Below are 25394 nucleotides of genomic sequence, written 5' to 3'. Positions count from 1 at the left end.
ATCAATTGAAGTCAGGAGACGGGTATCGTGCCGTCACAACTTTTTTACGTGTATAGAAGTCGACGCTGTCTTTTCCGTTTGCGTGCAATGTGCCGAAGAAAGAAGACTTCCAGCCAGAGAACGGGAAGAATGCCATCGGCGCCGGGACGCCAAGGTTGATGCCGAGCATTCCCGCGTCAATATTCTCACGGAAGTAGCGGATCGCGTTCGCATTTGAAGTGAACAGACACGCGCCGTTCGCAAATTCAGACTGGTTGGCGATGTCCACCGCTTCTTTTAAGTTTTTCACGCGGATGACCGACAGAACGGGCGCAAAGATTTCATCTTTCCAGATCGTCATATCCGTCGTCACGTTGTCAAAAATCGTCGGTCCGACGAAATAGCCGTCTTCCGTTGCGTTTTCACGCCCGTCACAAAGAAGTCTCGCTCCTTCTTCGATGCCTTTTTCAATATAGCTGTGCGTGCGTTTTTTGTTGTCCTCGCGGATGACCGGGCCTAAGAACACGCCGTCATCCAGTCCGTTTCCGATCTTGATGTCCGCTGCTTTTTCCTGTAATTTCGAAATAAACTCATCGGCGATTCCTTCTTCAACCGTCACAACCGCGCATGCCATGCAGCGCTCTCCTGCCGAACCGAATGCCGCGCCGATAATGTTTGCGACCGTATCTTCAAGGTGGGCGTCATTCAGCACGATCGTATGGTTTTTCGCGCCCGTTAACGCCTGCACGCGTTTCAAATGTTCGCTGCCTTTTTTGAAAACATACTCGCCGACAGGTTTTGAACCGACGAATGAGATGGCTTTAATCTCCGGATGTTCAAGAACGCCGTTTACGACGTCATGCGCGCCGTGCACGACATTGAAGACGCCCTTCGGCAGACCGGCCTGTTCAAACAGCTCTGCCAGTTTTTCCGTTAACAGCGGCGTGCGCTCAGACGGCTTCAGAATGAACGTATTTCCTAACGAAATCGCCATCGGGAACATCCAGCACGGGACCATCATCGGGAAGTTGAACGGTGCGATACCGCCGACCACCCCGATCGGATAGCGGTAGTTCGCCGCCTCTACATCCGTCGCAATAGAGGCAAGTGAATCGCCCATCATGAGTGACGGCGCGCCCGCTGCGAATTCGACGTTTTCAATTCCGCGACCCACTTCACCGAGTGCCTCCGTCGTGTTTTTACCGTTTTCCAAAGTAATCAGACGGGCAAGCTCTTCTTTGTTCTGCTGGAGAAGCTGCTGATAGTTAAATAGAATTCTCGCACGGCGCGGCACTGCCGTCTTTGACCATGTTTGAAATGCCTCTGACGCTGAGCGGACGGCGTATTCCACATCCTCCCGCGTAGAAATCGGAACCTGGCACATCACTTCTTTTGTAGCCGGATTGACAACGTCTTCATATTGATCTGTCTTACTTTCAACCCATTCACCATTGATGTAGTTTTTCAGTTTTCTGATCTCTGCCATTCTCATTGCCTCCTTAAATAGTAAACATCCTGTTCAGCTGGATAATAACGGATGAATATATTCATCTTTTACATATAAAAGACATGAATTAAACGCTTACAAATGCTAAAATGATGGTGACTCCCAATCTTTCCATGTAAAAGTTGGTCATGTACCGGAAAAAGCAAACGGTTACATCTTTCACTTTTGATTTTACAGGTTATGTTTTGGTCATTTCTTGGTTACATTGTAAGCCCAACACATCTTCAAGTCAATCTAAAAAATCAAAATTTTTTCATTATTTTTATCATACTTTTTTTGATCGGGAAAACAGGAACTTGGAGAACCGTGTCGAATCGTACGGCGTGAACCCTCTTTTTTATCATTTGTTAAGTAACTATTGATTAACTCTTGGTGTTTATTATATATTTTAATTACTTTAAGAATTCTAGAAGGAGTTTTTTTATGAAACTGATGCGGATTCAGGAGATGGAAGATTACATTCTCAAACACGGAGCCACTTCGCTGGATGAGCTGTGCGAGGTATTCAACGTCTCTAAAAACACGGTCAGACGCGATATTAATAAGCTTGCGGAAAAAGGGGTTATCAAAAAGGTGTACGGCGGCGTGACATCAGCCGAAAAATCTGTGCTCGTCCCTTTTGAGAACCGCACCATTCAACATCAGGACGAAAAAATCAAAATCGCCCGCTATGCGTCACGGTTTATCGAGGATCACGATCTTGTATTTATTGATTCCGGCACGACGACCAAATCGATGCTGGAGACGCTTGATCCCGATAAGAATGTGACGGTTTTGACGAACAGCCTTGATATTATTAACGCTGCTTCATCCATGAAAAATATCGACCTGATCATCATCGGCAATAATTACAAGCGGAAGACAAGGTCGTTTGTCGGCATTGATGATCCGAGCACACTCAATAAATACAACATTAACAAGGCGTTCATGTCCGCTACCGGGACAACGATCACCCACGGCCTGACGAATTCCGACTTACTGGAATACGAGGTGAAAAAGAGAATTTCCGAAAAGGCGAACGAAGTGTATCTGCTCGCGGATCATTCCAAATTCGGCAAATCCACGCTTTTGACATACGCGCCTTTCGACCGGCTTCACAGCATTGTCACTTCTCAGCAGCTCGATGAGGAATATACGAAGTATTGCCAAGAGCATCAAATCGACATTCACTTGGCATAGCGTTATAGTTAATAGAGAACGCTGCCGTATTTTTCCGGCAGCCGCTATGATATCCAATTTTTTCAGGGGGCGAAAACATGAGCAAAGTAACAATCGGCAAAACTGACCTAAAGGTATTTCCGATCGGTTTGGGAACAAATGCGGTCGGCGGACACAATCTCTACCCGAATCTGAATGAAGAGACGGGAAAAGAATTGGTCCGGGAAGCGATTAAAAGCGGCGTTACCATGTTAGATACTGCCTATATTTACGGTGTGGGCCGTTCTGAAGAATTAATCGGCGAGGTGCTGAAAGAATGCAAACGCGAGGATGTCTTCATCGCCACAAAAGCCGCTCACAGAAAAGAAGGCGATGACTTTGTTTTCGACAACTCACCGGCCTTTTTGAAACAATCGGTCGAAGACAGCCTGAAACGCCTGCAGACTGATTACATCGATTTATTCTACATCCATTTCCCGGATGAGCACACGCCGAAGGACGAAGCCGTTCAAGCATTGAATGAGCTGAAAAAAGAAGGAAAAATCCGTTCCATCGGCGTATCCAATTTCTCTTTGGAACAGCTGAAAGAAGCCAATAAAGACGGCTTAGTGGACGTGATTCAAGGAGAATACAACCTGCTGAACCGTGAGGCGGAAAAGACTTTCTTCCCTTATACGACAGAACACGGCATCTCATTCATTCCGTACTTCCCGCTCGTATCCGGACTGCTGGCCGGCAAATACGACGAGAACACAACCTTCCCAGAAGGCGACCTGCGCAATGATCAGGCGCATTTCCAAGGGGAGCAGTTTAAAGAAAACATCAAAAAAGTCAACCAGCTCAAACCGATTGCCGAAAAGCACAATGCCGATACGGCGCATATCGTGCTTGCCTGGTACTTGGCGAGACCTGAAATCGATATCCTGATTCCGGGCGCCAAACGCGCGGATCAATTAAAAGACAACATGAAAGCAGCCTCCATTACGCTATCTGCTGAAGAAATCGCGTTTATCGACAAGCTGTTTTCCTAAGAAAAAAAACACGCCTTTTAAAAGGGGCGTGTTTTTTTTATGTTTATATTTTTCTCTTCGGGGAATGAAATAGTTATCTAAATAAACTATTATGCGTTCCAAAAGATGAGGAGGATCATCTGTGAAGAAAAACACCAAAAAATACCTGATTTACTTTTTCGGAGCATTAGGCGGGCTGCTTTACGGCTATGACACCGGTGTGATTTCAGGAGCTTTGTTATTTATTAACAATGATATTCCTTTAAACACGCTGACCGAGGGATTGGTCGTCAGCATGCTGCTGCTCGGTGCGATTTTCGGGTCCGCCTTAAGCGGGACATGCTCTGACCGATGGGGCCGGAGAAAAGTGGTTTTCGTCCTTTCACTCATTTTTATTATCGGTGCGCTTGCCTGTGCGGCTTCGCAAACCGTCACCATGCTGATTATCTCCCGTGTCATTCTCGGGTTAGCCGTCGGCGGCTCAACGGCGCTGGTTCCCGTTTATCTATCTGAGATGGCGCCGACGAAAATACGCGGAACGCTCGGCACATTGAATAACTTAATGATTGTAACCGGAATTTTACTCGCATATATCGTGAATTACATATTCACCCCATTTGAAGCTTGGCGCTGGATGGTCGGTCTCGCCGCAGTACCGGCGGCGCTTTTATTAATCGGAATCGCGTTTATGCCGGAATCTCCGAGATGGCTCGTCAAACGCGGCCGTGAGCAGGAAGCCAGACAAGTCATGGAAATGACCCACGACAAAGAGGATATCGCCGTTGAATTGGCGGAAATGAAACAAGGAGAAGCCGAGAAAAAAGAATCTACGCTCGGCTTGCTGAAAGCCAAATGGATCCGCCCTATGCTGCTGATCGGGATCGGCCTCGCCATCTTCCAGCAGGCGGTCGGTATCAACACGGTGATTTACTATGCGCCGACTATCTTTACAAAGGCAGGACTCGGCACTTCGGCGTCCGTTCTCGGCACGATGGGCATCGGTGTCTTAAACGTCATCATGTGTATCACCGCCATGATCTTAATTGACCGGATCGGCCGGAAAAAACTGCTAATGTGGGGAAGTGTCGGCATTACCTTGAGCCTGGCGTCACTATCAGCCATTCTCCTTCTGGCCGGCCTGTCAGCTTCAACAGCATGGCTGACCGTGCTGTTTCTCGGCATCTATATCGTTTTCTACCAGGCGACATGGGGTCCCGTCGTTTGGGTCCTGATGCCGGAGCTGTTCCCGTCAAACGCACGCGGAGCCGCAACCGGATTTACGACATTGATTCTGTCGGCAACCAACCTGATCGTTTCGCTGGTATTCCCGCTTATGCTGAGCGCCATGGGCATCGGCTGGGTGTTCGGAATATTCTCAGTCATCTGCCTTACATCCTTCTTCTTCGCCGCTTACATCGTTCCTGAAACGAAAGGCAGAAGTTTGGAAGAAATCGAAACGCACTTGAAAAAGCGGTTCTCTTTAAAGAAGCGCAGCAAACAAAATCAAATTCTTAAACAGCGCACACTGTAATAAAAAAAGGAATCGCCCCCGCTGGGCGATTCCTTTTTAGCGTCATACCATAACTTTGCAAATGTCATTCGTAAATTCGACCGGATCATGGATCGGCAGCCCTTCAATCAGAAGCGCCTGATTGTAGAGAAGATTTGTGTATAATGCAAGCTTTTCCCGATCTTGTCCGTGCGCGTTTTTTAGCGTCTCAAACACTTCGTGATTCGGGTTGATTTCCAGCACTTTTTCCGCTTTGACCTGCTGGCTGTCAGGCATGGCGTTTAATACTTTTTCCATTTCGATCGTCACTTCGCCGTCTGTCGCAAAACAGACCGGATGAGATTTTAAACGTTTCGACGCTCTGACGTTCTTTACTTTATCCGCAAGAATCTCTTTCATGCTTTCGAACAGGTCTTTATATTCGTTCTCTTCGGCTTCAGTCTGCTTTTCATCTTCGTCACTGTCGATGCCTAAGTCGGCGCTTGATACGGATTTGAACTCTTTTTCCTCATAGCTTGTCAGCATTTTGATCGCGAATTCATCAATATCTTCCGTGAAATATAAAATTTCGTAGCCTTTGTCCGCCACCATTTCAGTTTGCGGCAGCTTTTCAATCCGCTCATATGAATCGCCGGACGCGTAATAGATATATTTTTGATCCTCAGGCATTCTGGACACATATTCGTCCAGAGTGACGAGCTTTTTCTCCTTAGATGAATAGAAGAGAAGCAGATCTTTTAATACGTCTTTATTCGCGCCGAAATCATTATAGACGCCGAATTTCAGCTGTCTGCCGAAAGATTCATAGAAAGATTCGTATTTTTCTCTTTTGTTCTTCAGCAGGCTCTTCAGCTCGGCTTTGATTTTTTTATTGATGTTTTTCGCAATCAGCTTCAGCTGGCGGTCGTGCTGCAGCATCTCTCTGGAAATGTTCAGCGACAGATCCTCAGAATCCACCATGCCTTTTACAAAGCTGAAATGGTCCGGAAGCAGGTCGGCGCATTTGTTCATGATCAGCACGCCGTTGGAATACAGCTCCAATCCTTTTTCGAATTCCTTCGTATAATAGTCAAACGGCATGTTTTCCGGAATAAACAAAATCGAATTGTAGCGCACCGCTCCATCAACGCTGATATGCACATGGGTCAGCGGTTTATCAAAACCGTAATGCTTCTCGGCGTAAAAAGCCTCGTAATCCTCATCTGTCAGCTCGCTTTTGTTTTTTCTCCAGATCGGCACCATGCTGTTGACCGTCTGTTCTTCCTGAACTTCTTCAAATTCGTTCTCGCTGCCCTCTTTCGGCTTGTTGACCGTCTCTTCCATTTTGATCGGGTAGCGGATAAAATCAGAGTACTTTTTCACGATCGCTTTGATGCGGTAGTTTTCTAAAAACTCATCATAGCTTTCATCTTCTGTGTTTTCTTTTATTTTCAAGGTGATGTCCGTACCGACGGTTTCCTTGTCACACGGCGCGATCGTGTAGCCGGCAGCCCCTTCCGACTCCCATACATACGCCTCGTCACTGCCGAGCGCCTTACTTTTCACCGTGACTTTATCAGCCACCATAAACGCCGCATAAAATCCGACGCCGAACTGGCCGATAATGTCATGGCCGTCTTTCGAGTCATTTTCTTGCTTGAAAGCGAGTGAACCGCTTTTCGCAATCGTGCCGAGATGCTGTTCAAGCTCGTCTTTTGTCATCCCGATACCGGTGTCTGTGACGGTGAGCGTTCTCGCCTCTTTGTCCGCGGTCACTTTTATATAGTAATTGTCTTGATCAAACGTTAATGAATCATCGGTTAACGCCTTGTAATAGATTTTGTCAATCGCATCGCTCGCGTTGGAAATTAACTCGCGGAGAAAAATTTCCTTCTGCGTGTAAATGGAGTTAATCATCATGTCCAGCAATCGCTTGGATTCTGCTTTAAACTTTTTTTTCCGCACTTCAGATCTCTCCTTTAATTATGCTTTGATGTTATGTAAAATCTTTTCAGCATCTATTTATCATATACAGTGACAATTGTCAACTAAGATTGGCAGATGCATATATTGTAAATTTAACATGTTAATGGATTCATTTCACCCATTTTATCAATAAAAAAGAGAGAATGTTGATCATCCTCTCCTCTCTGCTTCTTTCCGGCGGCCGAATTCCTTCTTCATCCATATGTATGACGGGTAGAAAAACAAACTAAATAAGATAAGAGATCCCAAGTTTCGCAAAGACTCATGCAGAACATTTCTTACAGTGAGAGGAAACGTGATGTCCTGAAATAGAATAGAGATAACGGTGTAAATCACAAATCCCATAGGAACAATGGCATAACAATAAAACGCTATCTCCTTCTTATGCTGTATCTTCAAAATATGTAAACCTCCCAATGATGTATATACATAATATTAACATATTTAATAGGTATTTAGAAACAGACCTTCATATGTTTATCCCCCTATTCAGCGGGAACAGATATAAAAAAAGGAGGAATCGCAATATGGGAAGATTAACAGACAAAACCGCAATCATCACAGGGGCCGCGACAGGCATCGGACAAGCGACGGCACGGGTTTTCGTCGATGAAGGCGCCCGCGTGATCTGCGGTGACATCAATGAAAGCGAACTGAATGAAACCGTCAGCGCCATCAGAAAAAACGGCGGAGAAGCAGAAGCCTTTCACCTTGATGTATCAAACGAAGAAAACGTAAAGTCTTTTGCGGATGGCATTCAGCAAAAGTACGGAACAATTGATATTCTGTTTAACAATGCCGGTGTTGACCAAGAGGGCGGCAAAGTCCATGAATACCCGGTCGAGCTTTTTGACCGGATCATCGCCGTCGATCTGCGCGGCACATTTTTGTGCAGCAAATACCTGATTCCGCTCATGCTCGAAAAAGGAGGCTCCATCATCAACACCTCCTCCATGTCCGGCCGGGCCGCAGACCTTGACCGCTCCGGCTACAACGCCGCAAAAGGCGGAATCACGAACCTGACGAGAGCGATGGCCATTGATTACGCCAGAAGCGGAATCCGCGTCAATTCCTTATCGCCGGGCACAATTGAAACGCCGCTCATTGATAAATTGGCAGGCACGAAAGAAGACGAAATGGGCGAGGCGTTCCGTGAAGCCAACAAATGGATCACGCCGCTCGGCCGGCTCGGAAAACCGGAAGAAATGGCGGCTGTCGCGCTCTTCCTCGCTTCAGACGACAGCTCTTACGTCACGGGAGAAGACATCACCGCAGACGGCGGCATCATGGCATACACTTGGCCGGGGAAAATGCTGATTGATAAGAAGTGGAAGGAAGAGACGGAGTGACGATAGATAATAAAAAAAGCCAGTGTAAAAAAACACTGGCTGAACAAGCTGAGGGCGGGTTACTTAAACCAGCCCTTTTCTTTTGACCGGGTAATGGCTTCAATTCGATTTTTCACTTCTAATTTATCCAGGATCATCGAAACGTAATTGCGGACTGTGCCGCTTTTGATACTGAGGGCGTTTGCGATTTCTTTCGTGTTTTTTCCGTCTGCGACAAGCTCGAGCACCTCTTTTTCCCGTTCGGTCAGCGGGTTTTCTTCACTATAGATGTCCTCCATTAATTCAGGTGCGTAGACGCGTCTTCCTTTCATGACGCTGCGGATGGCGCTGACGAGCTCATCGCTCGGGCTGTCCTTGAGCATGTACCCGCTGACGCCTGCTTTTAGCGCCCGCTGAAAATAGCCGGAGCGGGCAAAGGTCGTCAAAATGATGATTTTCACACCGCTGTCCTTGAGTTCTTCTGCCGCTTCAAGACCTGATTTCCCGGGCATTTCGATATCCATCAGACAGATGTCGGGCGCATGTTTTTCCACGAAATCGATGGCATCCTGGCCGCTTGTACCTTTGCCGACAACCGTCATATCCTCTTCTAAATTCAACAGCGAACCGAGTGCGCCGAGCAGCATTTGCTGATCCTCGGCAATGAAGATGTTGATCATCTGCTACCATCCTTTTCTTTTGATTTTGAATCATTCGGGATTCTCATGGTCAGCTTTGTTCCGGCGGCTGTATCGATGGCTAAACTGCCGTTTGCGAATTCAAGACGTTCCCTCATTCCAAGCAGGCCGTGCCCCTTTGAAAAAAAGCGGTCTTCTTTGCATTGAAAGCTGCCGTCATCTTCTACCGTAATGACAACCTCTTTCCAAAGCTGCTGAATGGTGATGCGGCATACTTTGGCGCCGCTGTGTTTCACGACATTGGTGACGGCTTCTTTAATGCACATGCTGACGATGTTTTCGTTCAGCAAAGAGATATGTTTTGGCGCTTCTTTTTCTTCATACACAAATTCAATTCCTGCCGCTTCAAGAATTTGCCGAACATTGCCGAGCTCATCCTTCAATCGGATGCCTTTCATCGATGAGACGATTTTTCTGACCTCATTTAAGGAGGTGCGGGCCGTCTGCTGCACGCTTTTCAGCTCAGTGCGGGCCTGTTCAGGGTCCTTGTAAATCAGCTTTCGGGCAAGGTCGCTTTTCAGTCCGATTAAGGAGAGCTTTTGTCCAAGTGTATCGTGAAGGTCCCGGGCGATGCGCTGCCTTTCTTCCAGCTTCACAAGATCGGCGATTCGCTCATTTGCATATTCTAATTTCTCTTCAAGGCGCTCCCGTGCCTTTCTGCTTCGAATGCTGAGCGGGAGCAGGATGGCACTGATCAGTGTAATGACGATAAACGGAATCTGTGTCAAAAACCACTCTTTTTTCAGAACAAGGCTGAAGTTGACGGCAACCGCCGCACTGATGATATGAATGTAATATAAGATGTAAAATGGAACTTTGTCTCGGATATGGCCGATGAAGTAGGCGATAAAGAAGGCGAAATAAATATAACTGAACAGCATGGCTGAGCCGGTCGAAATGCCGATCAGAAGAAGCGCCCATAAGTAAAGCGGCCAGCCTTTTGCAACAAACGCGAAGCGGTATGCGCCAAAGAAAACAAGTGTGAAAATGATGCCGGCCACGATGACAAAGGTAGAAGAGCTTTTAAAAATAAAATAAAAAGGCAAGATGAAAAAAATCATCCATATATAAGGAGAAATCCCATTCAGTTTTTGAAATTTAAAATACTTCTTCATCTTTGTTCCACCTTCTGCTGCTTGTGTCTACCATCACTTTATCAAAACACCGCCTTCATTGCATCCTCACGCATGAAGAGAAGGCTCTTTCTGATAAGAGAAAGAGCCGCGCGTCATATCAGGCATTTTTCTTTAAAGGTTCTTTCGGCACCGGATGGGGCGCCGGTTTTTTCCGCGCCTCCCGAAAGGTGACAAATTGCTTTTCGTCCTCATCCCACAAACGGAATTTCATGGATTCAAGACTTGTTTTAAGCGTAATGGTCGGTACGTTTTTTAAAGGCTCGTGCCCCTCATGAGCGGCTTCCAGCTTGTAGTTCGGCACTTTCGGGCTTAAGTGGTGGACATGATGGTAGCCGATATTGCCCGTCAGCCATTGCAAAAGCTTCGGAAGCTTGTAAAAGGAGCTTCCTTCTACCGCGGCCTGCACATAATCCCAATGCTCATCTGCTTCAAAATAAGAATCCTCAAACGTGTGCTGAACATAAAAGAGCCAGACGCCGATTGACCCCGCAATAAGGAAAATCGGACCCTGAACAAGCAAAAAGTTTTCCCAGCCGAAAAGCAGGCACGTCGCAGCAGCCAATAAGACAATCGCCGCGTTCGTGAAATAGGTGTTCCAGCGCTCCTTGCGGCGGGCGCCTTTTACATTGAAACGGTTTTTAATCAGAAATACGTAAATCGGTCCGAGAATAAACATAATAAACGGATTGCGATAAAGTCTGTAGCGTACTTTTGTCCAAGCTGACGCTTCGTTGTATTCCTTGACGGTCATCATCCAAATATCGCCGGTGCCCCGTTTATCTAAGTTGCTGCTTGTCGCATGATGAATGGAGTGGCTGCGCTGCCATTGAAGGAACGGAAACAGTGTCAGCACACCTGAAATAAACCCGAACAGCCGGTTCAGTTTCTTTTGTTTGAAAAAGGATTGGTGGCAGCAGTCGTGGAAAATAATAAAGATTCTTGTCAAAAATCCCGCTGCTATAACAGTAAAGGCGAGGGTCAGAAGATAGGAGACATTGAGGCTGAAGTAAGCAAGAAACCAAAGGGCAAAAAACGGCACAAACGTGTTGAAAAGCTGATTGACACTATGCTTTGTATCGGCACCGGAAAATGCAGCAACCTGCTTTTTTAAAGATGCTTGTTTTTGAGTTGCGGTGTGATTGGTCATGAATGTCATATCCCCTTTTTTTTATTATGATTCCAAGTATACCGAGGCGCTCGCGGCGGTTGTAGTAGCAGCCATCATGCCCCGAATATGACATTTGTCATGTTTGGCGGCAGAATGCTGATCAGGCGGCATATAGAAGGTTTTTTTATAAGGGGTAAAGCCGGACACTTCATATCGGCACTTCTCAAAAAAAACAGCAAAAAAGAACCCGGCCTGTTTTCGGCTGAGTTCTTTTTCATCATCCTCACAGCAAAATCACCCGATACTTCTTTACATCCAAAAACTGCAGAAACTCCCGGGCCAGCATGTCCGGCGCGTGGTCTTTTCCTTCATGAAGACGATATTGAATCAAACCGGCGAGCATGGACGCGACATAATATGCATAGAGTTTTTTGCCCGCCTGAATGTGCAGGGGCTGATGAAGATAAAACGATTGCAGCGCTCTGAACATTTCCGGAATGACGTCAGGCACTCCGGAGCCCTCTCTCAGAAAATGGACGAGCGGCAGGCCTTCCGACAGTGCCGAAAAGAGACGGACGAGCGCGGCTTCCGCTTCTTCCATGGAGCAATCGGCAGGCTCTCCTTTTACCGTCAATAATCCGATCAGATCCCGGCATGATTGATGGATGATCGTTTTCAGCAATGCTTCTTTGTTGGCGTAATGGTCATAAAAAGTGGCACGGCGGAGGTTGCTTTGACGGGCAATATCGGAAATCGTAATCGCCGCGTACTCTTTTTTTTCTGCCATTAAGCCGATCATGGCTTCTTGCAAGGCCTGCCTCGTCCTTGTCACCCGGCGGTCGGCGGGCTTTTTTTCTTCTTGTTCCGGCACCCGGCGGCCGAACAGCCAGTAAAACCGTTTTTGAGAAATCAAATCCCACACCTGTCCGCTGATCGCTTCCGGGGATGCCCCGGGCTCCTCATTCAGCCAGTACAACACAATGGCATACGTGTATAAAGCGCGGTAATGAATGTACATATCCTGTTCAGTCGGTGAGAAATCCGCATTGACCGGTGACAGCAGCACATCATGCCGGAACACATCTTTTAAAAAAGCATGAAAGTGAAAATAGGGCATTTTATTGCGATCCATCATCGTTTGGAAAAACACCCGATGCCGGTCAACAAAAGACAGGGTCGGATGCACTTTTTGCCATCCGCCATGTAAATGAAGCACATCTTTATTCTTCAGCGAATCATACAGCGCTTCGCTCAGTCCGTCTTTCATTTCTTCCTCTATATCCTCTAAAATCGCATATTTATCTTCGTAATAAAGGTACAGTGTCCCCCGGCTCACACGCGCCCGTTCGGCGATGTCCTTCATGGTCACACGGCGGATATCCCGCTCTCCAAGCATGGCCAAAAGCGCTTGTTTGATGTCAGTTGTCACAGAATCCGGCATAAGAGACACTCCTTTCATTAGACAGATCACCGCAATTTGTACGGTAACGTATAGATGTGTTTACGCTGTCTTTGCCGCAAAAACACATCACATTATAATAGGCCCTGAAGAAACAAAAAAGCAACCAGAGGAGGAAGACCGATGGATCAGCATATAAAAGCAGACATCAAACGCGTCTTTGCGCTTCAGAAAAAAAATCAAAAAACACTGCGTGCTTCAACAGCCGGGCAGCGCAGAGAAAAGCTTCAGCGCTTTTTAGATGCCGTCACCGCACATGAAGAAGAAATCATCGAGGCGATCAGACGGGACGTCCGCAAGCCTTATCATGAGGTAAAAAGAGCGGAAACGCAGGGAACGATTAAGGCGATTAAAGATAATATGAACAATCTCGACACCTGGATGGCGCCGAAACGCGTCGGCTCATCCGTCAGTCCCGACGCTGACGGCGTATTAATGTACGAGCCAAAAGGCCTTACCTTAATTCTCGGCCCATGGAATTATCCGTTTATGCTGACGATGGCTCCGCTTGCGGCTGCCATTGCGGCCGGCAACAGCGCGATTGTGAAGCTGTCCGATTTTACGATGGAGACGAGCCATATCGCCGCGACAGTTATTCGCGAGGCATTTCACGAAGAAGAAGTCGCCATTTTTGAAGGTGAGGTCGATGTCGCCACAGAACTGCTCGACCAGCCGTTTGACCACATTTTCTTCACCGGAAGCACGAATGTCGGTAAAATCGTCATGACGGCAGCGGCGAAGCATTTGTCGTCCGTCACGCTTGAGCTTGGCGGAAAAAGCCCGACGATCATCGACAGCGGCTATGATTTGATGGACGCGGCGAAAAAAATCGCCGTCGGCAAATTTGTCAATGCGGGGCAAACATGTATCGCACCTGACTATCTCCTTATGAAGAAAGAAGTGCAGAACACCTTTACAGATCTCCTGCAAACCATTGTCAATGCAGGTTTTATGGAGGATGATCATACGGTTGACCGCAACAAATTCACGCAGATTGTCAACGACCGCAACTTTAACCGTGTCAAAGCCCTGTATGATGACGCCATTGAAAAAGGGGCGAAGACGGCGTTCGGCGGCGTATTCGATGCGCATGACCGCACGATTTCTCCGACCGTGCTGACAAACGTCACGCCTGATATGAAGATCATGCAGGAAGAAATCTTCGCACCGATTCTGCCGATTATGAATTACGAAGATATCAGTGAAGCCGTTGATTACATCACTGAACGGGACAAGCCGCTTGCCTTGTATGTATTCAGCCATAATCAGGAGCTGATCGATTATGTGCTGCAGCATACGACGTCCGGCAATGCTTCTGTCAATGATGTCGTCGTTCATTTCACTGACGTCAACCTTCCGTTCGGCGGTGTCAATACGAGCGGGATCGGTTCATATCACGGTGTGTACGGCTTTAAAGAATTCTCTCATGAAAAAGGCGTATTTATTCAAGCCTCTAAATAAAAAAAGAATCCGCGCAGATGACGCGGATTCTTTTTTATTATTTTTTTGCCCCGAATGCGAGCAGTTTCGTATAAGTACCGACATAGAGCGTGCCGTCTTCAGCCAGAACCGGGGAGGAAATGACATTGCTGTCTGTTTGATAGCGCCATTTTTCATTACCGTCAGCGTCAACCGCATAGACATTTTTATCGTCAGAACCGAAGTACACATTGCCGTCCGCATCAATCAGCGGCGCCGTTCTCACAGGCCCGTCCGTATAGAAAGACCAGTTCATATTGCCGGTTTTGCTGATGGAAAACAGCTCCCCGCTTCCGGAACCGATATACACATTGCCGTTATGGTCGATCGCTAATGAAGAGCTGGAGAAACCGTTTAACGGGAACGTCCACTTTACAGCACCCGTTGATGTATAGGCGTATAAGTTGCCGTCCTGGTTTCCGGCGTAAACGGTGCCGTCTCTATCAATAACCGGATAGCCTTTAAACCCGTTGGACGTCGTTTTTGACCATTTCACTTGGCCCGTTCCGGAATTGATCGCGTAAAAGATATTATTGTACGTTGCCGTATACAGAGTGCCGTTTGATGCTAACACGGGAGCGGAGCCGACCACGCCGTTTGTTTTAAACTTCCACTTTTGCGTCCATGTCGAAGGCGACGTCGGTTTAATCGCATAGATATAGTTATCCAGCGTCGACACATACAGCGTGCCGTCAGAGCCGATAGCCGCATCGGAACTAGGCGCTCCGCTCAGCGGAACCGATGTTAAAATGTTTCCGGTTTCTTTGTCGATGAAATATAGTTTTTTATCGTGAGAAGGAAGATAAATGACACCGTTTGTTCCGAGCACCGGAGTCAGCGTATAGGTCGTCCCGAGGTTTTCCGTCACCCATTTCACAGTACCGTCCGGATGATACGCCGTCAGCTTCCCGTCTTTTGATTGAATAAATACGGTGCCGTCTCCGTCAACCGCGGCTCCCGCACCGTTTTGAGGATTGGCCGGAACATTCTTTTCCCATTTTAATGCGCCATCGGCAGTGCTTGTAAACCGGCTTTCTCTTGACCAGTTGAACATCGTCGGAGACATCGCCTGCGCGTCATACCGTCCCGCCAAGAAACCGGATGCCGCATGATTTTGTTTAAATACCGTTTCCGCGGCTTGAGCAGCCGCCGGATGCAGCCATTTTGCCCCCGGCAGATCAGTAACCGCTCCCACAGATAAAGCCGCAGCAACCGCAGCGCCGGCCGCCAATGTTTTCACTCGCAATGAAGCTGTCTTTTTTTTCAATGTCAGTTCCTCCCGTTTCTATTAAAAGCTGCTATATCACTATGATCATACCATAATTAACCTATGAAATATTTGTATTTTCGGTAGATTTATAGAACAAATGTCACATAGCCTGCTGATGCTTCGGGGATGATCGAAACGCGGCAATATACCACACCACATTGACGATAAAAGCCGCGCCTGACCAAATGAAAAGGCCGTAATAAAGAGACAGCTCCTGCCCTAAGGAAATTGCGGTCAATAACGCCACCAACAAGACAGCCGCGCAAATGATAAGCCCGATTCCGCAAAAAACGGCCATGATGATTTTCATGACACGAATACCGAGAATATACAAAATGAGCGGGACCGCATATATCACAAGGATCTGGCCGACGGCGGCCCACATGCCCGCGGAATTAAAACGATTCGCGTTCGGCCCCGTTTCCGCAAGCGGAGAAAGCGAGACGAGGACCGGCAATAAACAAAACAGCAGAGCGGAAAGCAAGGTCACCGCAACCGCACCTTTTTTCTTTTGATTCATGTGAATATCCTCCTGACAATAACCCGGCTTTTTTACCGGTAATCTGATAATATGTTATATTTTAGCACGATTTTTACTTAATTTGAGAATGTTTTGTTAAAAACGAATTTACAAATCCAGAAAAATAGATATAATAAACGTTATGGAACCGATATTGATTCATAAAGCGTTATCTAACAAAACACGAAGTGATATTATGACGTGGCTTAAACACCCGGAGGACCATTTTGATGAAAGACCTTATCTTGATCAGGGACTCAGTTTCCGCACCGGTATTTGCGTCGGTGATATTCAGGCAAAGTCGGGGCTTGCGCAGTCCGTCATCTCCAGCTACCTGCTGACCATGCAAAAAGCCGGCCTGCTGGAATCCGAACGAATCGGAAAATGGACCTATTACAGAAGGAATGAAAAACAAATTAAAGCCTTTGCTGACTATGTTCAGCACCAGCTATAACCATGAAAGGAGGGCTTTTTTTGTTCTAACATATCTATTTTTCTGTATATGTAGTTATAAAAGGAGGCATACATAACAATGAAAAAAAGCAGTTCCATCTTCATTCTGTTTTTGGCATTAGGGGTTTTCGGAATTATCACGACCGAAATGGGCATTATCGGCGTTCTTCCGCAAGTGGCGGACAGATTTCATATTTCTGCTTCAAAAGCGGGGTGGCTTGTCAGTATTTTCGCGTTCATCGTTGCTGTGTCGGGACCGTTTTTGACCTTGCTTGCTTCAGGTATAAACCGGAAATACATTCTGCTTTTGGCGGTGCTGATGTTTGCCGTTTCAAATGCGGTCTACGCGTATACGGCGCATTTCAGTGTCATGCTGGCGTTTCGGATCATTCCGGCTTTATGCCACCCGGTGTTCTTTTCTGTAGCGCTTGCGGCTGCGGCCCGGCTTGTCCCCGCCGGCCAATCCGGAAAAGCCGTAACGAAAGTCTTTTCAGGCATCACCGCCGGCTTTGCGTTCGGCGTGCCTTTCACGTCTTATCTGGCAATCGTCTCTCCCTTGAAGCCGCCTTCTTATTCGGCGCTATCATCAGTCTCATCGCGTTCACGGGCATTCTTCTCTTTTTGCCATCCATGCCGGTCACAGAAAAAATGTCTTTCAGAAGCCAGCTCGGTATCCTTCGCAAACCGGCTTTGTGGCTCAATATCGCTGCCGTCACCTGTCTCTTTGCGGCCATGTTTTCTGTCTACAGCTATTTTGCGGAGTACCTCGGACGGGTGTCCCATATGAATGGTACATTGGTCAGCTTCATGCTGATGGGCTTCGGAGTGATTATGATAGCCGGGAATTTCGTCTTCGGCGCTTTGTTATATAAAAATATGAAGAAGACCGTCATCCTGTTTCCGCTTCTTTATACAGCCGCCTACTTGCTCATATACGGGTTTGGGACGTCTTTTGCGCCGATGGCCGTCCTCGTCTTCGTATGGGGCGCCGTTCATTCCGGCGGTCTCATTGTCAGCCAGACATGGCTTACTGCGGAAGCAAAGGAGGCCCCCGAATTCGGCAACAGCCTGTTTGTCTCCTTTTCCAACCTCGGCATCACCATCGGAACGGCGGCGGGCGGCTGGTTTATTTCACATTTGGGAGTCCATCAGCTGATGTGGTGCGGCATCATGTTTGCCCTTCTGGCTTTCGGGCTGATCATGGGACGCTTGGCATGGGGAAAGAGGCTGCTCGCCGAAACTTAAGCTCCGTTGCAAAATCCGGAATGATTACGTATAATATTCCAGATTAAAGCAAGGGAGAGAAAAAGATACATGGAAAGACCGGCAGGATTTTGGATTCGGTTTCTGGCTTACGTCATTGATCAAATCATCATAGGAATTCCGATTTTTATCATTCAATTTATGGTCTCTTTTTTATTTGCGGCAGGCGTTGCGGCGGCTGACCCCTTCATGACCGAAAATCAGTTTAACATCTCTTTTCTGGTGTTCGGCGTCATCCCGATTCTTGTGAGCTCTTTTGTGATCAGTATCTTATATTTCAGCCTGCTCACGGCCTCAAAGATGCAGGGGACCCTGGGAAAAGCATTGCTCGGCCTTAAAGTCGTCAATGAGGATGGCGGACGGATATCCATCGGCCAGGCCTTCGGACGCGCTTTCGCATATATCATATCTAAGCTCATTCTTTATATCGGATTCATCATGGGCGCCTTCGGAGAGAAAAAAACGCTGCACGACATCATGTGCAGCACCCGTGTTGTCTATAAATAATGACCTCAAGTCCGGGCCTTTTGAGCCCGGGCTTTTTTATGACGGCTGTGCCCGCCTGATGTCAATGCCGCCCTTTCCGTCAGCCTCAATGCGGATCGTCCCGTTCACAATGACAGACAGCGAATGGAACTCCGCATGCTGATCAGAAAAAATCCAGCGGCGGCCGCTCGGCCCTAAAAGCAAAAACGCCCCATCATTGTAATCACCCATAAAATGAAACCCGTCTTCCCTAAGGGGCGCATGCTTTCTCACCGGAATGCCGAAACGCTGCAGCTCCCTCCCGGTTGATACGACCTCGGCAGCCGTCAGATTCACCTCGCCGATATTCAGAACGGACTCAATCGAAAAACGTTCCGCGCTTGGCGGCGATGTGTCTCTCGCGATGAATTCCGCCAGATTGTTGGACGGATCTTTGAAATAAAAGGAACGCGCCTGAATATGAGAGAAATACACCTCATCCTCCCCATCTTCCGTTTGAAAAACGACTTTATCCTTTATCCACGCCTTCGCCTCATCAAAACGATTATTCGGAATGTTAAACGCGAAATGATACGTCGGATGAGAGTGAGAATCGGCGCGCCTGAATTCCAACTCACTTTCTCCCGCCTTGATAGTAAACGAATCACCGGACTCATCAATTAAAGGAAAACCTAACACCCGTTCATAGAAGTGTTTCGTCTCCTCCAACGCACAACTGTACAAAGTAATGTTATTTATTTGCATGATCATACCCCCTTTGGTTTATACTGCCATATAGAAGGGTTGATTCCTACTGTTTCAATGCACCAATTGAGAATCCCCCTTTCGCCCGGCGCTAAACAGGACAAACAGCGCCAAACCGCTTATACCAGGTGTTTTTGAACGTCTAAAGCAAAAAAAAGCAGAAAATAATACCCCATATAGCTTGACAAAAAATAAATGTTATTTAATAATCTATATATAATTAGAATTATTATTGAAAGATAAAGTGAATGCTTTGTCTTTTTAATATATTTCAAATCACATTTCAGGAGGAAGATATTATGTCTTTAATCGGAAAAGAAGTACTGCCATTCGAAGCAAAAGCTTTCAAAAACGGTGAATTCATCGATGTAACAAACGAAGATTTGAAAGGTCAATGGAGCGTTTTCTGCTTCTACCCAGCGGATTTCTCTTTCGTTTGCCCGACTGAACTTGAAGATCTTCAAGGACAATACGCTGCACTGAAAGAATTAGGTGTTGAAGTATACTCTGTTTCTACAGATACTCACTTCGTACACAAAGGCTGGCATGACAGCTCTGAAAAAATCGGTAAAATCACTTATGCAATGATCGGTGACCCATCTCAAACGATCTCCCGCAACTTCGACGTTCTTGACGAAGAAACTGGTCTTGCTGACCGCGGAACATTCATTATCGATCCTGATGGCGTCATCCAAACAGTTGAAATCAATGCAGGCGGTATCGGCCGTGACGCAAGCAACCTAGTAAACAAAGTAAAAGCGGCTCAATACGTTCGTCAAAACCCAGGTGAAGTCTGCCCGGCTAAATGGGAAGAAGGCGGCGAAACACTTACACCTAGCCTTGATTTGGTAGGTAAAATCTAAGGAGTGCATTCCATTGGTACTTGATGCAAATATCAAAGCACAATTAAATCAATACATGCAGCTAATTGAGAACGACATTGTTCTCAAAGTAAGCGCCGGTGATGATGACACTTCTAAGGACATGCTGGCTCTCGTTGACGAGCTGGCTTCCATGTCATCTAAAATTTCAGTTGAAAAAACTGAATTAAACAGAACACCGAGCTTCAGCGTTAATCGTACCGGAGAAGACACAGGCGTTACATTCGCCGGTGTTCCTCTCGGCCACGAATTTACATCATTAGTGCTGGCATTGCTTCAAGTCAGCGGCAGAGCGCCTAAGGCTGATCAAAAGGTCATTGACCAGATTAAGAACATCAGCGGAGAATACCGCTTCGAGTCTTATATCAGCCTGACGTGCCACAACTGCCCTGATGTCGTCCAAGCATTAAACATGATGAGCGTGCTCAACCCGAATATCACTCATACAATGATTGACGGCGCGGCATTCAAAGAAGAAGTAGAAAGCAAAAACATCATGGCTGTTCCGACTGTTTTCTTAAACGGTGAATCTTTCGGAAGCGGCCGTATGACCATCGAAGAGATTCTCGCAAAAATGGGCAGCGGCGCAGATGCGTCTGAGTTTGCCGACAAAGAACCGTTTGACGTTCTTGTTGTCGGCGGCGGACCTGCCGGCGCAAGCGCGGCGATCTACACGGCGCGTAAAGGCATCCGCACCGGTGTCGTCGCTGAACGCTTCGGCGGCCAGGTACTCGACACCATGAGCATCGAAAACTTCATCAGCGTCAAAGCGACTGAAGGACCGAAGCTCGCCGCAAGCCTTGAAGAGCACGTGAAAGATTATGATATTGACGTCATGAACCTTCAGCGTGCGAAACGCCTTGAGAAAAAAGACCTCTTCGAACTTGAACTTGAAAACGGCGCTGTACTGAAAAGTAAAACAGTGATCCTTTCAACAGGTGCCCGCTGGCGCAATGTCAACGTACCTGGTGAGCAAGAGTTCAAAAACAAAGGTGTCGCTTACTGCCCGCACTGTGACGGACCATTGTTTGAAGGCAAAGACGTAGCGGTTATCGGCGGCGGAAACTCCGGAATCGAAGCGGCGATTGACCTTGCAGGTATCGTCAATCACGTGACTGTGCTGGAATTCGCGCCTGAACTGAAAGCAGACGAAGTCCTGCAAAAACGTCTTTACAGCCTGCCAAACGTCACTGTGCACAAAAATGCACAAACGAAAGAAATCACAGGCGATCAAAACGTAAACGGCATTACGTTCGTTGACCGTGAAACAGGCGAAGAAAAACACGTTGAACTTCAAGGTGTATTTGTCCAAATCGGTCTCGTGCCTAATACAGAATGGTTAGACGAAACGGTCGAACGCAACCGCATCGGCGAAATCATCGTCGATAAGAGCGGCGCGACAAGCGTTCCCGGCCTATTTGCCGCAGGGGACTGCACAGACGGCCCGTACAACCAAATCATTATCTCCATGGGATCAGGTGCAACTGCCGCTTTAGGCGCATTTGATTATTTGATCCGGAATTAATGTGAAAAGCGCTATCCTGCTTACACGGCAGGATAGCGCTTTTTTTATATTAAAACGGCATACTGCATGGCAGTACACCGTCTGAAGCAATTCAATCTGTCTTTCTCCCTCTCGCCCGATAGATAAGAAATAATCCAATAAACCACAGCGGCGTCAGCAGCAAAGCCGGGCGCGTTGCATCCGCAAACAGCATAATCACCAGAATGACGGCAAACAGCGCCAGCACGGCGTAATTGATAAACGGTGCAAACGGCGCCTTGAAAGACGAGCTTGCATGTAAGTCCGGACGGGTTTTCCTGTATCTGATATGACAGACAAGAATCACGCCCCACACCCAAATGAAACAAATCGCGCTGATGGTTGTCACGATGCCAAAAGCCGCTTCCGGTATCAATTTGCTTAAAAGAGCGCCGGCTGACAGTACAATAACCGATATCCATAATGCGCGGCTCGGCACATGATTTTTATTCAGCTTCGCAAAACTTGCAGGCGCTTGTTTCGTTTTGCTTAAGTTATACAAAATCCGGCTTGTTGAAAACATCCCGCTGTTACAAGCAGAAGCGGCAGACGTTAATACGACAAAATTAATGATTCCCGCGGCTAACGGGATACCGACCAGACTAAAGGTCTTTACAAAAGGACTTTCCGCCGCATTCAGCTGCATCCACGGGTTAATACATAAAAGAATGAGCAATGCCCCGACGTAGAAAAATAAAATCCGTAAAGGAATTTTATTGATAGCGGACGGAATATTTTTTTTCGGATTTGACGTTTCCGCCGCCGACACACCCACTAATTCCACACCGACATAGGCGAAGATCACCATCTGGAACGAAAGCAAAAAGCCTGAAAATCCGTTCGGAAACAAGCCGTCGTGCTCCCACAGATTCGCCGCTGAAACCGTTCCGGTATGCGTTTTGAACCCAATCACCAGCAGAACTACACCGATGACAATTAACGCGAGAATCGTGACTACCTTAATTAAGGCGAACCAAAACTCCAATTCTCCAAAAATCTTAACCGTTAACAGATTAAGCCCTAATAAAATGAGCAAACAGATAAGTGCCGGAATCCACTGCGGAATATCAAACCAATATTTCACATACACACCGACGGCGATCACATCCGCCATAGCCGTCATAATCCAGCAAAACCAATAGGTCCAGCCGGTGACAAATGCTGCACGCGGCCCTAAGTACGCCTCGGCAATATCCGTTAATGATTGGTAGCCCGCTTTAGATAACAGCAGTTCTCCCAGCGCCCGCATGACGAAAAAAAGCGCAATACCTACAATAAAATACGCAAAGATGATAGAAGGACCCGCCAGCTGAATCGCCTTACCGGACCCTAAAAACAATCCGGTGCCGATCGTGCCGCCAATGGCGATCAGCTGCACGTGCCGATTCGATAAGTCCCTCTTTAGCTCTCGCTGCTCCACATCTGACTCCTCCTTACCTCTCTAGTGAACGACGAGCAAAAAAAGCCAATAAAAAAAGAGATTGGATGCCCTCCAATCTCATGGTCATAAGAATATCAAATTATATCTGCGCCGCTGACAATCAACAGCATGACAAATACATATTCGGTACTCTTCTGTCCTTTTGCCTGAGATTGTGAACCCTTCGGCGCCGCGGAAAACCCGCGGTCTCTCCAGAAGCCGCTCCTGCTGTAGTGCGACCCACAGCAATCATAGCCTGCTACGTATTGAGTTTCTGATAGAAATACCTATCAGCTAACTTTTTATTTTAATGGAAGTTGAATTCATTGTCAATAGGGGGATGAGCTCACGGCGTTATCCCGGTCCAATTTTCGATGCCTGAAGCGCCGTATTTTCCGTTTTCATTGTCTCAAAAAGGCGATTTGCGGTACTATCATATAAGGTCTAATGATGTAAACTTTATGTCATACTTTAAATTCACCTTACCATACAATGGCTCGTAAATAAAAAGGGGATGGACGAGATTGGAAACCAAATATTTAGATCTGCTCGCACAAAAATACGATTGTGAAGAAAAAGTGGTCACGGAAATCATTAATCTGAAAGCGATACTGAACCTGCCGAAAGGAACCGAACATTTCGTCAGTGATCTGCACGGGGAGTATCAGGCATTCCAGCACGTGCTGCGGAACGGTTCAGGAAGAGTAAAAGAGAAGATCCGCGATATTTTCAGCGGCGTCATTTACGATAGAGAAATTGATGAACTGGCGGCTTTGGTCTATTACCCTGAGGACAAACTAAAGCTGATCAAACATGACTTTGATACGAAAGAGGCATTAAATGAGTGGTATAAAGAAACGATTCATCGGATGATTAAGCTCGTTTCTTATTGTTCTTCCAAGTACACCCGCTCCAAATTGCGCAAAGCACTGCCCGCCCAATTTGCTTATATTTCTGAAGAGCTGCTGTACAAAACAGAACAAGCCGCCAACAAAGAACAATACTATTCCGAAATCATAGAACAGATCATTGCGCTCGGCCAGGCCGATAAGCTGATCACCGGTCTTGCCTACAGCACGCAGCGATTGGTGGTCGACCATCTGCATGTTGTCGGCGATATTTACGACCGCGGACCGCAGCCGGATAAAATCATGGAAGAACTGATCAACTATCATTCAGTGGATATTCAATGGGGGAATCATGATGTTCTCTGGATAGGCGCTTATTCCGGCTCAAAAGTATGCCTGGCAAACATTATCCGCATCTGTGCCCGCTATGACAATCTGGATATTATTGAAGACGTTTACGGCATCAATCTGAGACCGCTATTGAACCTTGCCGAAAAATATTACGATGATAACCCGTCTTTCCGCCCGAAAGCGGACGAAAACAGACCGGAAGATGAGATTAAACAAATCACAAAAATTCATCAGGCGATCGCGATGATCCAATTCAAGCTTGAGAGCCCGATTATTAAGAGACGGCCGAACTTTAATATGGAGGAACGGCTGTTACTGGAAAAGGTCGATTATGACCGCAATGAAATCACGCTGAACGGAAAAACATATCAACTGGAAAACATCTGCTTTGCGACGGTGAATCCTAAACAGCCTGATGAGCTGTTAGAAGAAGAAGCAGAAGTCATGGACAAGCTGCTGTTCTCTGTTCAGAACTCCGAAAAGCTGGGCCGCCATATGAATTTTATGATGAAAAAAGGCAGCCTTTATTTAAAATATAACGGCAACCTGTTGATTCACGGCTGTATTCCCGTCGATGAAAACGGCAGCATGGAAACGATGATGATAGAGGATAAAGCTTATGCGGGCCGAGAGCTGCTAGATGTATTTGAGCGGTTCTTACGAGAAGCGTTTGCCCATCCGGAAGAAACCGATGATCTGGCGACAGATATGACTTGGTACTTATGGACAGGCGAATACTCCTCCCTCTTCGGAAAACGCGCCATGACAACCTTTGAGCGGTATTTCATTAAAGAGAAGGAAACGCATAAAGAAAAGAAAAACCCGTATTACTATTTGCGTGAAGACGAAGCAACCTGCCGGAACATCCTGAAGGAATTCGGCCTCAACCCGGATCACGGCCATATCATCAACGGCCATACACCGGTAAAAGAAATCGAAGGCGAAGATCCGATCAAGGCAAACGGAAAAATGATCGTCATCGACGGCGGCTTCTCCAAAGCCTACCAATCCACAACAGGCATCGCCGGCTACACGCTTTTATACAACTCCTACGGCATGCAGCTCGTCGCCCATAAACACTTTAACTCCAAGGCCGAAGTGCTGAACACGGGAACCGACGTCTTAACAGTGAAACGATTAGTCGACAAAGAGCTGGAGCGGAAGAAAGTGAAAGAAACAAACGTCGGTGAAGAACTGATGAAAGAAGTGGCGATTTTGGAGAAACTGCGGGAGTATCGGTATATGAAGTGAAGAATATGGAGTTCAGAGATAATTCTC

At 46.9% G+C, this 25394-nt stretch carries 21 protein-coding genes, 1 pseudogene and 1 riboswitch; of the genes and pseudogenes, 11 read left to right on the top strand and 11 right to left on the bottom strand.

Features of this window, described 5'->3' with window-relative positions; all coding sequences use genetic code 11:
* Position 1: 1 nt before the first annotated feature.
* Positions 2–1465, bottom strand: a complete 1464-nt coding sequence (gene iolA, locus OTK50_RS13570) for a methylmalonate-semialdehyde dehydrogenase (RefSeq protein WP_094031418.1) — start codon at positions 1463–1465, stop codon at positions 2–4.
* Positions 1466–1909: 444 nt separating this feature from the next.
* Here iolA and OTK50_RS13565 point away from each other — a divergent pair, with 444 nt between their 5' ends.
* From OTK50_RS13565 to OTK50_RS13555, 3 genes are all read left to right on the top strand, one after another.
* On the top strand, positions 1910–2665 hold the full coding sequence (locus OTK50_RS13565; RefSeq protein WP_007407842.1) for a DeoR/GlpR family DNA-binding transcription regulator: 756 nt from the start codon (positions 1910–1912) through the stop codon (positions 2663–2665).
* A 77-nt stretch (positions 2666–2742) separates the two neighbouring features.
* Positions 2743–3675: an aldo/keto reductase gene (locus OTK50_RS13560; RefSeq protein ID WP_015240911.1), complete on the top strand. Its 933-nt coding sequence runs from the start codon at positions 2743–2745 to the stop codon at positions 3673–3675.
* 121 nt (positions 3676–3796) lie between these two features.
* Complete coding sequence (locus OTK50_RS13555; protein ID WP_038460470.1) at positions 3797–5185, top strand: sugar porter family MFS transporter; 1389 nt, start codon at positions 3797–3799, stop codon at positions 5183–5185.
* Positions 5186–5227: 42 nt separating this feature from the next.
* Here OTK50_RS13555 and htpG read toward each other — a convergent pair whose 3' ends face one another.
* Both htpG and OTK50_RS13545 read right to left on the bottom strand, forming a co-directional pair.
* Positions 5228–7108 (bottom strand): molecular chaperone HtpG, encoded by a 1881-nt coding sequence (htpG, locus tag OTK50_RS13550; protein WP_038460473.1) that lies wholly within the window; start codon positions 7106–7108, stop codon positions 5228–5230.
* A 171-nt stretch (positions 7109–7279) separates the two neighbouring features.
* A complete protein-coding gene (locus OTK50_RS13545; protein ID WP_014306134.1) occupies positions 7280–7528 on the bottom strand; it encodes a hypothetical protein in 249 nt (82 codons plus the stop codon).
* A gap of 128 nt (positions 7529–7656) precedes the next feature.
* Between OTK50_RS13545 and OTK50_RS13540 the strand changes: the two genes are divergently transcribed.
* Entirely contained in the window at positions 7657–8478 is an 822-nt protein-coding gene (locus OTK50_RS13540) for an SDR family oxidoreductase (protein WP_038460476.1), read from the top strand.
* A 59-nt stretch (positions 8479–8537) separates the two neighbouring features.
* Here OTK50_RS13540 and OTK50_RS13535 read toward each other — a convergent pair whose 3' ends face one another.
* The 4 genes from OTK50_RS13535 to OTK50_RS13520 form a co-directional block, all read right to left on the bottom strand.
* A complete protein-coding gene (locus tag OTK50_RS13535; protein WP_007407848.1) occupies positions 8538–9137 on the bottom strand; it encodes a response regulator transcription factor in 600 nt (199 codons plus the stop codon).
* Positions 9134–10270 carry a sensor histidine kinase gene (locus OTK50_RS13530; RefSeq protein ID WP_038460478.1) on the bottom strand — a complete coding sequence of 379 codons (1137 nt, stop codon included), beginning with the start codon at positions 10268–10270 and terminating at the stop codon, positions 9134–9136. Before OTK50_RS13530 ends, OTK50_RS13535 begins: the two co-directional genes overlap by 4 nt.
* 118 nt (positions 10271–10388) lie before the next feature.
* A complete protein-coding gene (locus OTK50_RS13525; RefSeq protein WP_038460480.1) occupies positions 10389–11438 on the bottom strand; it encodes a fatty acid desaturase in 1050 nt (349 codons plus the stop codon).
* A 244-nt stretch (positions 11439–11682) separates the two neighbouring features.
* On the bottom strand, positions 11683–12840 hold the full coding sequence (locus OTK50_RS13520; RefSeq protein WP_038460482.1) for a TetR/AcrR family transcriptional regulator: 1158 nt from the start codon (positions 12838–12840) through the stop codon (positions 11683–11685).
* Between the two features lie 141 nt (positions 12841–12981).
* Between OTK50_RS13520 and OTK50_RS13515 the strand changes: the two genes are divergently transcribed.
* Entirely contained in the window at positions 12982–14319 is a 1338-nt protein-coding gene (locus OTK50_RS13515; RefSeq protein ID WP_038460485.1) for an aldehyde dehydrogenase family protein, read from the top strand.
* Positions 14320–14356: 37 nt separating this feature from the next.
* Here the strand turns inward: OTK50_RS13515 and OTK50_RS13510 are convergent, their stop codons facing one another.
* Complete coding sequence (locus OTK50_RS13510; RefSeq protein WP_101670282.1) at positions 14357–15604, bottom strand: PQQ-binding-like beta-propeller repeat protein; 1248 nt, start codon at positions 15602–15604, stop codon at positions 14357–14359.
* A gap of 103 nt (positions 15605–15707) precedes the next feature.
* Positions 15708–16127, bottom strand: a complete 420-nt coding sequence (locus OTK50_RS13505; RefSeq protein WP_088461908.1) for a DUF5391 family protein — start codon at positions 16125–16127, stop codon at positions 15708–15710.
* Positions 16128–16269: 142 nt separating this feature from the next.
* Between OTK50_RS13505 and OTK50_RS13500 the strand changes: the two genes are divergently transcribed.
* The 3 genes and pseudogenes from OTK50_RS13500 (at position 16270) to OTK50_RS13490 (ending at position 18350) form a co-directional block, all read left to right on the top strand.
* On the top strand, positions 16270–16581 hold the full coding sequence (locus OTK50_RS13500; protein ID WP_007407855.1) for an ArsR/SmtB family transcription factor: 312 nt from the start codon (positions 16270–16272) through the stop codon (positions 16579–16581).
* A gap of 78 nt (positions 16582–16659) precedes the next feature.
* A pseudogene (locus tag OTK50_RS13495) lies at positions 16660–17825 on the top strand (MFS transporter).
* 69 nt (positions 17826–17894) lie between these two features.
* On the top strand, positions 17895–18350 hold the full coding sequence (locus OTK50_RS13490; protein WP_004393190.1) for an RDD family protein: 456 nt from the start codon (positions 17895–17897) through the stop codon (positions 18348–18350).
* Between the two features lie 36 nt (positions 18351–18386).
* On the opposite strand, the gene OTK50_RS13485 is transcribed toward OTK50_RS13490, so the two are convergent.
* Positions 18387–19073, bottom strand: a complete 687-nt coding sequence (locus tag OTK50_RS13485) for a VOC family protein (protein WP_088461910.1) — start codon at positions 19071–19073, stop codon at positions 18387–18389.
* A 299-nt stretch (positions 19074–19372) separates the two neighbouring features.
* On the opposite strand from OTK50_RS13485, the gene ahpC reads away from it, so the two are divergent.
* A complete protein-coding gene (gene ahpC / locus OTK50_RS13480; RefSeq protein ID WP_004393188.1) occupies positions 19373–19936 on the top strand; it encodes an alkyl hydroperoxide reductase subunit C in 564 nt (187 codons plus the stop codon).
* A 13-nt stretch (positions 19937–19949) separates the two neighbouring features.
* Positions 19950–21479 (top strand): alkyl hydroperoxide reductase subunit F, encoded by a 1530-nt coding sequence (gene ahpF, locus OTK50_RS13475; RefSeq protein ID WP_007614902.1) that lies wholly within the window; start codon positions 19950–19952, stop codon positions 21477–21479.
* A gap of 91 nt (positions 21480–21570) precedes the next feature.
* On the opposite strand, the gene OTK50_RS13470 is transcribed toward ahpF, so the two are convergent.
* Entirely contained in the window at positions 21571–22917 is a 1347-nt protein-coding gene (locus OTK50_RS13470; RefSeq protein WP_224223922.1) for an amino acid permease, read from the bottom strand.
* A 145-nt stretch (positions 22918–23062) separates the two neighbouring features.
* A riboswitch (glycine riboswitch) is annotated at positions 23063–23143 on the bottom strand.
* A 298-nt stretch (positions 23144–23441) separates the two neighbouring features.
* On the opposite strand from OTK50_RS13470, the gene fbp reads away from it, so the two are divergent.
* The gene (gene fbp, locus OTK50_RS13465; RefSeq protein ID WP_224223923.1) at positions 23442–25367 is read left to right on the top strand and encodes a fructose-1,6-bisphosphatase; all 1926 of its coding nucleotides are present in this window, start codon (positions 23442–23444) and stop codon (positions 25365–25367) included.
* Positions 25368–25394 lie beyond the last annotated feature (27 nt).

Source organism: Bacillus sp. NEAU-CP5, assembly GCF_026420705.1.
GTDB lineage: Bacteria > Bacillota > Bacilli > Bacillales > Bacillaceae > Bacillus > Bacillus velezensis.
This window is presented reverse-complemented; position numbering and strand designations above follow the sequence as displayed.

Bases quoted from the DNA above. Each gene is read 5' to 3' on its own strand.
- iolA (WP_094031418.1), bottom strand. From the start codon at position 1,465: ATGGCAGAGATCAGAAAACTGAAAAACTACATCAATGGTGAATGGGTT.
- OTK50_RS13540 (WP_038460476.1), top strand. From the start codon at position 7,657: ATGGGAAGATTAACAGACAAAACCGCAATCATCACAGGGGCCGCGACA.
- OTK50_RS13500 (WP_007407855.1), top strand. From the start codon at position 16,270: ATGGAACCGATATTGATTCATAAAGCGTTATCTAACAAAACACGAAGT.
- OTK50_RS13535 (WP_007407848.1), bottom strand. From the start codon at position 9,137: ATGATCAACATCTTCATTGCCGAGGATCAGCAAATGCTGCTCGGCGCA.
- OTK50_RS13515 (WP_038460485.1), top strand. From the start codon at position 12,982: ATGGATCAGCATATAAAAGCAGACATCAAACGCGTCTTTGCGCTTCAG.
- OTK50_RS13505 (WP_088461908.1), bottom strand. From the start codon at position 16,127: ATGAATCAAAAGAAAAAAGGTGCGGTTGCGGTGACCTTGCTTTCCGCT.
- OTK50_RS13525 (WP_038460480.1), bottom strand. From the start codon at position 11,438: ATGACCAATCACACCGCAACTCAAAAACAAGCATCTTTAAAAAAGCAG.
- OTK50_RS13530 (WP_038460478.1), bottom strand. From the start codon at position 10,270: ATGAAGAAGTATTTTAAATTTCAAAAACTGAATGGGATTTCTCCTTAT.
- OTK50_RS13520 (WP_038460482.1), bottom strand. From the start codon at position 12,840: ATGCCGGATTCTGTGACAACTGACATCAAACAAGCGCTTTTGGCCATG.
- ahpC (WP_004393188.1), top strand. From the start codon at position 19,373: ATGTCTTTAATCGGAAAAGAAGTACTGCCATTCGAAGCAAAAGCTTTC.
- OTK50_RS13560 (WP_015240911.1), top strand. From the start codon at position 2,743: ATGAGCAAAGTAACAATCGGCAAAACTGACCTAAAGGTATTTCCGATC.
- OTK50_RS13485 (WP_088461910.1), bottom strand. From the start codon at position 19,073: ATGCAAATAAATAACATTACTTTGTACAGTTGTGCGTTGGAGGAGACG.
- OTK50_RS13565 (WP_007407842.1), top strand. From the start codon at position 1,910: ATGAAACTGATGCGGATTCAGGAGATGGAAGATTACATTCTCAAACAC.
- OTK50_RS13490 (WP_004393190.1), top strand. From the start codon at position 17,895: ATGGAAAGACCGGCAGGATTTTGGATTCGGTTTCTGGCTTACGTCATT.